The following is an 11,777-nucleotide window of genomic DNA, read 5'->3' as shown; positions in this document are numbered from 1 at the left end:
CACAAGAATGTTATTTTTTATCCTGCTGTTTTTTCAGATAATTTTTAGCCCAAGCATAACGGTTTGAGTCTTTTTTCAAAAGATAATTAACTAACTCCTGACGCTGTTTTTCATCTTTTGCCTTTTTCAAAATAGATTTAATTTCTGAATCCATATCTAAAGGTTTAGCACCACGTTTAATTGCTTCATTAAACCACTTATCACCTTCAAAATATTTACCTTGTTGATAACAAATAGCTCCCATTAATGTATAGGGATGATGACTATCTGCTTGATATTTCATTGCTTGAAGAGCGCAAATTTCTGCATCATGTAATTTATCACAATCTCTAAACGCTCCACCTCTAGTAGTTAATAAAGCAGACTTGAGTTTATTATCTTTAATGCTGTTGAGTGGTAAATTATCTGTTAACTCTAATGCTGATTTTGATCTATCAGCTTTACGTAAATGGCTACTAGCATTTACTAAATTCCATCTATTACCAGTGCGTTTAAATTCCTGTTGATAAAAATTAGCTTCAATAATATGGTATTTAGTCCAAATTAAACCAGAAAATAATGTAATTTCTCGACTATTTCTCTCATATTCCCAACTGTAGTAGTTATTTTGAGAAACTTTTATTTTTGTTTCTTGTAACCAACCAATATCTTTAGGTTCTATTCTCTCATCTTTTTCTAATTTTTGTAAAATGAGATATAAAGGACTATTTGGTGATTGATCTTGATAATTTGAAATAGCATATTTTGACTTTAAAATAGAAAATAGTCGTTTTTGAACTAAACTGATAATATCTTCCCGTCCATTATTTTTTAACCATTCAGTTTCCGAATCAGTTAATAATCCATTCTCTTCAATTTTAGATTTTAAATGATTAATGTATTTATCATTAGCTAATTTGATGGTTTCCAGCAATTTACGCTTTTTCAGGAAATTAACATCTTGTCCTCCTAAAGAATTACCTGAATCAATATTTTTTAGAACTTTATAAAGATGAGATTTTGGAGATATATCTTCATATTCTGTGGCTTGATACTTAATCTTCAAAGCTGCAAATTCTTTTGTTTTTTCCTTTTCTTCAGCAATAGTAATAGTTTCAATAAGTTCCTGTTCTTTTAACCAAGTAAGTTCGGTATCAATTAAATTTTCTTCTGCTTCTAATTTTTGCAGAATTGGATATAATGGACTTGATAAAGATCCACTTTTATATTTAGTCGCTTGATATTTTTCTTTTAATTGAATAAACTCATTTCGTCTTGTTGCTTCTTGTTGTTTAACAAATTCTAAGGTTTCTGAAAGTTCCTGTTCTATTAACCATTTATATTCTAACTCAGTTAAACGTTCTGAGATATCTATTTTTTTGAGAATAGGATAAAGTGGACTATCAGAATGAGAATCTTGATATTTATTAGCGTTATACTTACATTTTAAACTAATAAATTTTTGATTTTCAATAGCAATTGAATTTACTTTTTTAAACCCATTTGAGATTAGCCAATTAAATTCTTTTTCAGTAAGAAAATTACCTGAATCTACTTTACAAAGTATAAAATATAAAGGACTTACAGCCCAAGAAATATGATAATTATTAACTTGATATTTTGACTTGAGTTTTGTAAATTCAACACCTAAATCTACCGTATCTTTAATTCTTTGCTGCTGTTGATTTCTAATTACTTGAACCGTTGCTAAAAGGTTTTCTTTTTGCAGCCAAATATATTCTAAATCCAGAATTTCAATTCCTAAATCTGCTTTTCTGAGAATGAAATAAAGTGGACTATTAGGAGATAAATTTTGATAGCTATTCGCTTGATACTTATCTTTTAAAGCAGTAAAGTGTTTAACGTGATTTTGGTAGTCTTGGTCTGTATTAATGGTAGTCATAGGAAATATTGATGCAGTTAGACCTGATTAGTATGAGTATTTTAAGCAAAAGGGGTATTCCAAATCAACACCCCATCAGAATTTATGGTCTATGACAATACTTTACATTGTCCATAATGACGTAAGAGATGATCACATAAAACTAAGGCCACCATAGCATCAACCATAGGTACAGCGCGGGGTAAAACACAAGGATCATGTCTACCTTTTCCTGCTAAAACTGTTTCTTCACCTTCTTTTGTGACGGTTTTTTGTTCTTTTCTAATAGTGGCTGTTGGTTTAAAAGCCACTCTGATAATGATATTTTCTCCATTAGAAATTCCCCCTTGAATCCCTCCAGAACGATTAGTTACTGTTCTAATTTCCCCATTTTCATCAATATAAAATTCGTCGTTATGTTCAAAACCTGTTAACAAAGTCCCGTCAAAACCTGAACCGATTTCAAAACCTTTACTAGCAGGAAGTGACATGACTGCTTTTGCTAAATCTGCTTCTAATTTATCAAAAACTGGTTCTCCTAAACCCTTGGGAACATTTCGCACCACACATTCAACCACACCACCAATAGAATTACCATCTCGACCGGTTTCTTCTATTAATGAAATCATGGTATTAGCAATTTCTCTATCTGGACAACGGACAATATTGCTTTCTACGTCTGCTAAAGTGACTGTATTTGTATCTATTACGCCTTGTAAATCTTTAATGCGCTTGACATAGGCGATAACTTCTACATTTGCAACTTGATGTAAAATCTTTTTAGCGATCGCACCAGCAGCCACTCTACCTATTGTCTCACGGGCTGACGACCTTCCGCCACCTTGCCAATTTCTCAAGCCATATTTAGCATCATAGGTAGCATCTGCATGAGAAGGGCGGTATTTTTGCGCCATTTCATCGTAGTCTTGGGAACGGGTATCTTTATTTCTGACTAAGATAGCTATGGGTGTTCCCAGAGTTTTCCCTTCAAACACCCCAGATAATATCTCACAGGTGTCTGCTTCTTTGCGGGGGGTGGTGATTTTACTTTGTCCTGGCCGTCTTCTATCGAGTTCAAATTGAATTTCCTCTGGGGAAATTTCCAGTTGTGGGGGACAACCATCAATTATAACGCCCACACCGCCGCCGTGAGATTCGCCAAAAGTCGTAATTCGGAAAAGATGACCAAAAGTGTTACCCATGATGTTGAGGAAATACAGACCGGAATCTGTATTTTACACGGAGTTGCACCAGAATATCTTTGTTAGTACATCACAATAATTCAATAAATTCATCTACACTTAAACCCGCTTGTCGAATAATTCCACGTCAAATACCTCTATCTAGTTCTTTGTGATCTAGTAATGATAAACCCGCCATTGCTGCATGGCAGATAATATATATTTATCCATTTTTGTCCCAGTTCCTGTAAAAGCCTGAGTTTCAAAATGACCACTACCTATTTTCCACTCACCACCACCCCAGCCAAAAGACTCTTTAGAAAACATCAAACGATTATCTTGAGTAGGTTCAAGGGTGGCAAAATATCTATTATTGCCAAAATATAATTCAATCTCTAATTGTTCAGTTGTTTTTCGACCAAAATGCAATATTGTATCTGGTCCACCTTGACGACTAACAAAAACTTGCAAATGTCCATCAAGTATCTCTTGAACCATGCGAAAAAAGCTGATAAAATTGGATTTTCCTGCGCCATTGCAGCCAATTAGTATATTGAGTTGAGTAAGTTCAAGATTACATTCTGCAATAGATTTAAAGCCCTTCAAAACAATCCTTGATAGTTGTTTTTTATTAATCAACTTTGCCATAGTTTTTTATTCTGGTAAAGCATCTAAATCAGATAACTTAACTTGCCAGCTTGCTTTCTCAATTTTTTCCAAATACTCCTGTATTAACTTAAATTCTTGATAGCTATAATTTGAATTATCGCATTCATAATAATGGCTTTCATTAACTATTTCTTCTTCCGGATTTGAAGCACTTTTTTTATTTAAGTAATAATTAAAGTTGTCAAAATATTGGGATACTCCGAACTCTACTACACAATCTCCAGCACTAGCCATTCCTCTTAGATTATAAACATAAGGACTGCTCTCTCTGCGAAATTTATCTTGAAATTTCCAAGTTTTTCTAATTACTCCATTGTAAATTTTCTCCAGTAATTTTTGTATATATTCTAAACGAGTAATTTTTTCCTCGTTCATCTTAAAAATCATTTGTTCCGACATATTTTCTCCTTGTTCATTATTTTGCAAAACTAAAATCTGTTGTTTAGCTAAGTTCAAAATCTCTTGATGATTTATTTCCGGTTGTTTTGTATTTTGTAATTCTAACCTTTCAACCAAATAACTATAAAGTTCTAAACATTTTTCATGATTCTCTGGCTGATTCCATAAATCATCACAAGCCTTTAAAGTATCTAAAGCAAATTGAAAATTTCCCTGTTCACAATGATGATAAAAAGCATCAATATAATCTGTTAAATCATCTTCCCAATCCCAATTTTCTAGCCAATCACCTTCTATATCATCAACATAAAGATGAATATAATCAGAACCATAAGTTTGTTTATCTAGCTGCAACTGTTGGGATGCTTCTAGATATTTCCAATCTACCTCGGAAGTTGACTGATTATAAATTTTTACATTCTTAGTCATAATACTATCCAGGGAAGGGTATAACGGCAATAAAAGTGATGGGGCGATCGCTACTCTCTTTTAGCATAACATCTGCTAACTTGAGTAGATTGTTTGGAGTGTTCACTTGAGCATCATGAGCAACCAGTAAGGCCCGTTTAATACCCCAACATGATAGAGTATTATTCCATTTCTGCTGCTTAGTCAAAAAATCAGGGTTACGTTGTCCATCTCGAAGGATAGCAGTACCTGTAAGTTGAACAAACACAGGCTCAATTGTACTAGGAACGTGACTAACAAGTAAATCTGTAGCCATAGATAAATCTAGAATATAACGGTTTGAAGCACTTCCGTCAGACCTAGCATTAATTGTTTTAGTTATAGCAATAATTAAATCTTCGTCACTACCAGTATACTCTCCTTGTATAAGTTTTTCAATCCAGTAAAAAAATTTTGGATCTTCTTGACTCAACCAATTAGGTAATATGACGCTATACCAGTAATACTCAGTTACAGATAGATTCTTTTGTTGGCAAAATTTTTCTATTTCTCCTTGAGGTAAATTTAAAATCGGTTTGATGTCATATATATAAGTTTGAATATCGTAATAAAATTCATTGAGAAAACCTATTAAAAACCGTTTTTTATCAAGGAGTTCATTTTTATATTTAGCTAGTGTAGTTCCAATTTCACTAATCCTAGCTGCTAACTTAGGTTCTATAAATAAAGCTTTCTTTTTTAGAATCTGCAACCTAGCTTTAATCTCAATAGCCTGTAGTTTAATCCTATATGCCGACAAGTTAAATCTCCATTAGAGGTTATTTTGCTGATTCTATACTATCGTGTATTAAAAAGGGGCATTCCAGATAAATACCCCATGAATAATTGTCTAAAATTCCAACTTTCTACAACACCTTACACAGTTTCTGCTGTTATTTCTGCTTCTGGTTCTATGTCTGGTAAACCATAGATAGAACGATAGAGTTTATCATACTCTTTAGCAGATTGATACCAACTGAAGTTTTGACTCATTCCCCGTTTTTGTAATTCCCTCCATTGGGGTTTGAAACGGAAGCCTTCCCAAGCGCGTATCATACAAGTAAATAGGTCTAGGGGTTCATACCTGTCAAAGCAATAACCTGTACCTACTTCATTGACTGGATCAAAATGGCTGACGGTATCAACTAATCCCCCTGTACGACGAACAATAGGCACACAACCGTAACGCAAAGCCATCATTTGACTGATACCGCAGGGTTCAAAGCGGCTAGGCATTAAGAAGGCATCAGTACCAGCGTAAATACGACGAGAAAGGGCATCGTTATATAGTAGGTAAGTGGACATACGTCCGGGATAGCGAGATGCAAGTTGCCACATTTGGGTTTCATAATAGCGATCTCCTGTTCCCAATAAGACAAATTGAGCATCCGTATAAGCCATAAATCGGTCAAGGATTTGTAATACTAAATCCATGCCTTTTTGTTCTACCAACCTTGTCACCATACCGATTAAAAAGGCATTAGAATTAACTTCTAAACCCATTTCTTCTTGCAGGGCTATTTTATTAGCTTTACGTTGATCAAGGGTATCTATGGTAAAGTTTTGAGGAATGTATTTATCATTAGCGGGATCATAAATATCGGTATCTATACCGTTAATTATCCCTGATAATTTACCACTAATAAAAGATAATAACCCTTCTATTTCTTCACCATAGGCAGGGGTTTTTATCTGTTCAGCATAGGTAGGAGAAACTGTATTTACCTTATCAGCAAACTGGACTGCTGCGGCCATGGTGTTATGTCCTTGCATATACCAGGGACACCAAGTAATTTTCTCTAAATACCACCGCCATGGTCCTTGATAAGCCAGGTTATGAATGGTGAAAACACTGGTTATATCTGGAGATTGATTTAACCATACGGGTAACATTCCTGTGTGCCAATCATGACAGTGGACAATTTCTGGTTTCCAGTAATTCCAGCAAAATTCCGCCGCACCATTGGCAAAGAAGGTAAATCTCCAATCTTCATCTTCCCCACCATAAATCCGCCGAGGTAGAAAAGCTGAATGTCCGAATAAATACAAAGGAATATCAGTTCCGGGCAGTACACTTTCGTACACTGAAAAATCCTGAAACATGGCAGAGCCTTTCCAAACTGGTTCTTCAGGGACGACCATTTTATCAGGAACAAAGCCATAATAAGGCAAGAATACCCGTACATCATGACCCATTTGTCTCAAGAATTTAGGTAATGCACCTACAACATCCCCCATGCCACCAACTTTGGCAATGGGAGCAGCCTCTGCTGCTACAAATAAAATTCGCATATTTTTGTTAGTTATCAATTGTCCATTGTCAATTATCTTATGAGCCTCGTTGAATCTCGGTAAAGATTTGTTCCAAGATTTCTGTAGCCCCCTGTTGTCGCAAAATATCGGCTAATTCTGCTCCTAATTTTTCAGCATCAGCCGCCGCACCAGTGACTATATTCTGAACAATTTTTTGACCATCAACGCTGGCGACAAGTCCTTTTAATGTTAATTTATCACCAATTACTTCAGTATTTACACCAATAGGAACTTGACAGCCACCTTCTAAAACTCGTAAAAATGATCTTTCTGCTAAACAGCGATCGCGTGTTTGCGGGTGTTCAATAGCTTTAAGTAAGGTAATTACTTCCGTATCATCGTCACGGCATTCTATCCCCAAAGCACCTTGTCCGACGGCATGGAGGGAGATTTCTGGAGAGAGAATTTGATGAATGCGATCGCTCATTTCCAGTCTTTCTAAACCGGCTACTGCTAAAATTAGAGCATCATATTCACCAGCATCCAGTTTCGCCATGCGTGTAATCAAATTACCCCGCACATCCTTAAATGTAAAATGGGGGAATTTATGCCGCAATTGTGCCAGCCGTCGCAGAGAAGAAGTGCCAATTACCGCACCTGCGGGTAAAGTCTCAAGTTTTTCACCTTGATGCTTTTCGTGGAGTACAACCGCGTCTGCGGGGTTTTCCCGTTCTGTAATTGCGGCCAATGTCAAACCTGGTGGTAAATTGGTGGGGAGGTCCTTGAGAGAATGGACAGCAAAATCAATCTCTTTATTGATCATGCCCAATTCCAGTTCTTTGGTAAATAGTCCTTTATCGCCAATTTTAGCCAATGCTACGTCGAGGATTTTGTCTCCTTGGGTAGACATGGTATGAACTTCAAAAGTAATGTCGGGAAAGCTTTTCTGGAGTTGGGCTTGTACCCAGTATGTTTGAACTAAAGCTAATTGGCTTTTACGTGAACCAATGCGAATAGTGCGCGGAGGACTAGAAACTGAGGTCATAAAACTATTTTGTCAAACCAGGCGATAAATTAACATTTATCTAGACTACCGCAGGGAGTGACTTACCGGATTAGATCAAACTAATTCTCAGAAAGATTTTATTTGCTAGTAGCTTTACATTTATTTACAATTTTGCCAACTTGGCAAAAATAGATCCCCGACTTCTTTGACGAGGATCTGGAAAAAGTGAATTATTATCAAACTTAGATTTATCAATTTTGGCGGAATATGTAATAGCAGAAGATCCTTTAGATGCGGCCATAGCCTTTCGGGAAAAAATCAAAGAAATGGTAAATTAAATCATTCCTGGACCTCTACCTCTTTTATCAAAATCTTCTGTTAATAGACCTGTTTTATCCTCATTAACTTCTCGTAATTCCCGTATTCTTTCAGCTTTTTCTTGTTCGGCTATTTCCCGCGCGTCACCGGGAACTTGATAATACATTTCCGGTTCAACTGGATAATTATTCAACAAACCTTCTTGATCTATAGTATAACCATCCGTTGTGCGAATACTGTTAATATCAGTTTGATGATCAGTGGACGCACTGGCAAGATCCTCCTCCGTCGGTATGTGTTTATAATTTTTCCCTTCTCTTTTGATTCGTGCGGCTGTTTCCGCAGGAATTATGCCTCTATCATAGGTATCTGCGGTAATGTTCTCATTCATAAAATTAGTCCTGTTTACTTTTCGAGTATTGCCAGAACTAGATTAGAATTTTCTAGCAGATAAATAGACTATCTGCGGGAATAATTACCAAAAATATTTTTATTAAAACTCTCTATCTAAAGAGACAAGAGACAAGAGATAAAATGTAGGTTAGTTATAGCCTATCCTACATCTTAGGAACTCAAGAAATCAAAAAAAATAAAATATTCATCCAAAAGATCGTTGTTTAAAAGCATTAAATTTCTGAGATAATTCTTGTCTTGTATCAAATTTAAGGAGATAACGGAAAGCAAACCAGACAGAGTAAAATAGCCCAATTAACTCAAAAATTGGTTGTAGTAATGGTATATCATTCACCGCGTCTAATAATGCAATTACTACCTTAACTGTCACGAAAGCTGATAAGATTAAAATTAAGTTAATTAACGCTCTTTTATTGTTATTAAAAATTGCGCCTAAATAATCTGGCAGTTTTCCTAAAAATTCCATAATTTGGTTAAGAATTTCCTGCCATTGAGACACAGATTTATCAGCAGCAGGTAGTTTTGGTACATTGCGATTTTCTCCACCTAAAAAAGAAAAAACATCTTGTGGGGAAGAAGAATTTACTGGTTGGGTTTGCTGTGATTGATTTTCCATCATATTTGTTATTGAGAAATTACAACATTTGTGAAAAGTGAATGGACATCATTAAAGTACCATATTTTAGATGCTAAATCATCAATTCTGAAAAAATAACATAAAAAACAAGATATTTAACCTCTCTTGAGTTTATGAATATTTTCATCCCAGTTTATACCATCAAAAGGCACAATTTGAAAATTGGCAATAACATTACCATCTAAACACCGTACATTAACATCAATACAATCAGGGTGACTACGGGGAACATAAAAAGAATGAATACCACAAATTCCGCAAAATTTATGTTGTGCTACTTGTGTATTAAATTTGTAAGTTTTTAATACATCTTCCCCTTGTAATAAAGTAAATTGTTCTCGCGGGATAATTAAATGTAAAAATCCTTTTTTAGAACATATTGAACAATTACAATCATCAACTTGATGATTATTAACTAACACACGAAATCGCACAGCACCACAGTGACAACCACCTTCATAAGTAACAAATTCATCTCTATTTAACATTAAGGTTCGACCGTTGATTAACTCGAATAGTTAATTTATTCACTTTCTGGTTTAATTCAACCACTAAAGTTGCTAAATTATTTAACATTTTTTCCTGTTGTGATAAATAATTTTTCAAATTAGGAGGTATAACTTGAGAATTATTGGTAGTAGGTAATTGATTATTTTTACTAACCATTAATTCAAGTTGTTGTAAGCGTAGTTGTAAACTCCGAACATCATTTTCTAAATTATTAACACGGAAATCAACTTGCTGTGGTAAAGCAGGTTTTAAAAACATACCACTGCACACAATCATCGCACATACCGCAATTATTAACAACCGTCTCAAGATCATATTATCAACTAATTCAATGAAACCCGTAGGTTGGGTTGATCAAAGCAACCCAACAAAATTGTTAATTATTCAAAGTCTGATTTATCAACTTGTAAGGAAGAAAATAGACTTTGCCAATTTGGATTATTAGCAACCATTTCGCTTTCCTTGACCTCAAAAGTTAGATTTTTCGCTTTTGGTTCTTTAATTGCTTGTACACAAATTTCTGCCACATCATCACGACTAACTTTCCCTCTGATATTATCACCTTGTGCAAATATTAATTCCTTTCCTCCCGCTGTTTCTGTTAAAGCACAAGGTCTGATAATTGTATAAGGTATTCCACTAGCTTTCAAACATTCTTCACCTCGTAATTTCCAGGTCAAAATACCTCCTAATTGGTCATTTAATCTGACTGCGGGTGGTTCTTCATCTAAATTAATTCCTGGTCTTCCGGGACGAGTCACCCCAGCAGAACTAATTAATATAAATTGAGGTAAAACTTCCCCACCATAGGCTTGAATTGATGAAACTTCCAGAGAGAAAACCCCAGGATTGAACTTAGGATTTAAAGCACCATCATATTCAAACTTACTCAACATTAGTTGTAAAGAACAAATCTTACTAACATCAATGGGTGGACAATCTTTAACAACTTTGGCACGAAATACACCGAACAAATCTGTAAAAGGAATCTGAATATCTAACCAATTATTAGCAACAGTATCAAAAGAATAGCTATAACCAATTCCGTCCCAAGTTGACTCCGTGCGTAAAAATATTTTATAACGTTGACCGTCACCTTTAACCCGCAACTTCACACCTTGATAACCTGATAAATCACATAAAGGTGAAAAATTCTTAGTTCTTACCGAAGCAAAACCCCCAGAATTAGCAGTAGAAACATTACCTGTAAATACTGCGTTATGTTCCCTAATTTGGAAACTACTAGAACTGACACCACCCATAACAACATCATCCAAAGCACCCCAGATATTTTTGATTTCATCTGATGGTTTAGTAAAATCAAATATTGGTTTTTCCCCAACAGCAACCAGATATTTCTTGGCTGCTGTAACTAAATTTTTCACACCTTGATATTCAACATTTTCTGGTGTGTCTCCCACAATTTCCGGTAGATAAAATTTCACACCTTGATTATATTTTGCTCTATCTGGTGTATCTCCTTCCACTGGTTGTACACGAACTGCTGTACAACAAATTACAGCTTGAATATTAGCCAAAACTAAACTTGTCAAAGTTTCTGGTTTTGTAATATCTCCAACCACCAAATCAATATCATCACCGAGAATTGGCCGTGCTTTTTCAACATCTCTAACTAAGCAGCGCACATTATAACCCTGTGCTACCAATTTTTTCACAACTCGTTTACCCACCCCACCAGTCGCACCAGCTACCAGAATTACACCCATATTTATTCCTGCTTTCGATAGATTTTGATGATCTTCATAACCACCTTGAAAAAGTTTTTGTACCCAGTTCAGAACCGGAAACACCTCAAAGTAGGTGAGAGTTTTAATGAACCTGCATAAATCCCATTGTGAACGATTGTTATTATTCATAAATAGCACCCTTCAGAAACTCCAAAAGTCAAAAATCAAAAGTCAAAAAAATAATTTTACTCTTATTATATCAACTTCTTGATATAATATAAAAGTCCCGAAAGAAATTTGTTCCTATAACATAATATCTCCCTTTCCCTTCCAGGGCGTTTTCATTTTCTAAATTCTAGCAGAAGAAAGAGCGAAACTTTTACTATTATTCGCT

Annotated in this window: 12 protein-coding genes; all 12 read right to left on the bottom strand. The window is 35.1% G+C overall.

Going from position 1 to position 11,777, the window contains the following annotated elements; genetic code table 11:
* Positions 1-10: 10 nt before the first annotated feature.
* Positions 11-1,882: a hypothetical protein gene (locus ACIR131C_RS0113930; protein WP_028090698.1), complete on the bottom strand. Its 1,872-nt coding sequence runs from the start codon at positions 1,880-1,882 to the stop codon at positions 11-13.
* 89 nt (positions 1,883-1,971) lie between these two features.
* Entirely contained in the window at positions 1,972-3,063 is a 1,092-nt protein-coding gene (gene aroC, locus ACIR131C_RS0113925) for a chorismate synthase (protein ID WP_028090697.1), read from the bottom strand.
* A 156-nt stretch (positions 3,064-3,219) separates the two neighbouring features.
* Positions 3,220-3,690 carry an AAA family ATPase gene (locus tag ACIR131C_RS22740; protein WP_035372108.1) on the bottom strand — a complete coding sequence of 157 codons (471 nt, stop codon included), beginning with the start codon at positions 3,688-3,690 and terminating at the stop codon, positions 3,220-3,222.
* Positions 3,691-3,696: 6 nt separating this feature from the next.
* Positions 3,697-4,539, bottom strand: coding sequence for a hypothetical protein (locus ACIR131C_RS0113915; protein WP_028090696.1), 843 nt, complete (start codon positions 4,537-4,539; stop codon positions 3,697-3,699).
* A 4-nt stretch (positions 4,540-4,543) separates the two neighbouring features.
* Positions 4,544-5,317 (bottom strand): hypothetical protein, encoded by a 774-nt coding sequence (locus ACIR131C_RS0113910; protein WP_028090695.1) that lies wholly within the window; start codon positions 5,315-5,317, stop codon positions 4,544-4,546.
* 116 nt (positions 5,318-5,433) lie between these two features.
* A complete protein-coding gene (gene glgA, locus ACIR131C_RS0113905) occupies positions 5,434-6,849 on the bottom strand; it encodes a glycogen synthase GlgA (protein WP_028090694.1) in 1,416 nt (471 codons plus the stop codon).
* Between the two features lie 37 nt (positions 6,850-6,886).
* Positions 6,887-7,855, bottom strand: a complete 969-nt coding sequence (gene hemC, locus ACIR131C_RS0113900; protein ID WP_028090693.1) for a hydroxymethylbilane synthase — start codon at positions 7,853-7,855, stop codon at positions 6,887-6,889.
* 295 nt (positions 7,856-8,150) lie between these two features.
* Positions 8,151-8,525: a hypothetical protein gene (locus ACIR131C_RS0113890; RefSeq protein WP_028090692.1), complete on the bottom strand. Its 375-nt coding sequence runs from the start codon at positions 8,523-8,525 to the stop codon at positions 8,151-8,153.
* Positions 8,526-8,732: 207 nt separating this feature from the next.
* The gene (locus ACIR131C_RS0113885; RefSeq protein WP_334310851.1) at positions 8,733-9,167 is read right to left on the bottom strand and encodes a CAAD domain-containing protein; all 435 of its coding nucleotides are present in this window, start codon (positions 9,165-9,167) and stop codon (positions 8,733-8,735) included.
* Positions 9,168-9,280: 113 nt separating this feature from the next.
* Positions 9,281-9,673 (bottom strand): GFA family protein, encoded by a 393-nt coding sequence (locus ACIR131C_RS0113880; RefSeq protein ID WP_028090690.1) that lies wholly within the window; start codon positions 9,671-9,673, stop codon positions 9,281-9,283.
* Positions 9,663-9,953, bottom strand: a complete 291-nt coding sequence (locus tag ACIR131C_RS0113875) for a hypothetical protein (protein ID WP_231395464.1) — start codon at positions 9,951-9,953, stop codon at positions 9,663-9,665. The genes ACIR131C_RS0113880 and ACIR131C_RS0113875 overlap by 11 nt, the downstream gene beginning before the upstream one ends.
* Positions 9,954-10,075: 122 nt before the next feature.
* Positions 10,076-11,572: a CIA30 family protein gene (locus tag ACIR131C_RS0113870; protein WP_028090688.1), complete on the bottom strand. Its 1,497-nt coding sequence runs from the start codon at positions 11,570-11,572 to the stop codon at positions 10,076-10,078.
* Positions 11,573-11,777: the final 205 nt, after the last annotated feature.

It is taken from the genome of Dolichospermum circinale AWQC131C (assembly GCF_000426905.1).
Taxonomy (GTDB): domain Bacteria; phylum Cyanobacteriota; class Cyanobacteriia; order Cyanobacteriales; family Nostocaceae; genus Dolichospermum; species Dolichospermum circinale.
The sequence above is the reverse complement of the archived record's forward strand: the minus strand, read 5'-3'. Positions and strand labels throughout refer to the sequence as shown.

Bases quoted from the DNA above. Each gene is read 5' to 3' on its own strand.
- ACIR131C_RS0113930 (WP_028090698.1), bottom strand. From the start codon at position 1,882: ATGACTACCATTAATACAGACCAAGACTACCAAAATCACGTTAAACAC.
- aroC (WP_028090697.1), bottom strand. From the start codon at position 3,063: ATGGGTAACACTTTTGGTCATCTTTTCCGAATTACGACTTTTGGCGAA.
- ACIR131C_RS22740 (WP_035372108.1), bottom strand. From the start codon at position 3,690: ATGGCAAAGTTGATTAATAAAAAACAACTATCAAGGATTGTTTTGAAG.
- ACIR131C_RS0113915 (WP_028090696.1), bottom strand. From the start codon at position 4,539: ATGACTAAGAATGTAAAAATTTATAATCAGTCAACTTCCGAGGTAGAT.
- glgA (WP_028090694.1), bottom strand. From the start codon at position 6,849: ATGCGAATTTTATTTGTAGCAGCAGAGGCTGCTCCCATTGCCAAAGTT.
- hemC (WP_028090693.1), bottom strand. From the start codon at position 7,855: ATGACCTCAGTTTCTAGTCCTCCGCGCACTATTCGCATTGGTTCACGT.
- ACIR131C_RS0113890 (WP_028090692.1), bottom strand. From the start codon at position 8,525: ATGAATGAGAACATTACCGCAGATACCTATGATAGAGGCATAATTCCT.
- ACIR131C_RS0113885 (WP_334310851.1), bottom strand. From the start codon at position 9,167: ATGATGGAAAATCAATCACAGCAAACCCAACCAGTAAATTCTTCTTCC.
- ACIR131C_RS0113880 (WP_028090690.1), bottom strand. From the start codon at position 9,673: ATGTTAAATAGAGATGAATTTGTTACTTATGAAGGTGGTTGTCACTGT.
- ACIR131C_RS0113875 (WP_231395464.1), bottom strand. From the start codon at position 9,953: ATGTTTTTAAAACCTGCTTTACCACAGCAAGTTGATTTCCGTGTTAAT.
- ACIR131C_RS0113870 (WP_028090688.1), bottom strand. From the start codon at position 11,572: ATGAATAATAACAATCGTTCACAATGGGATTTATGCAGGTTCATTAAA.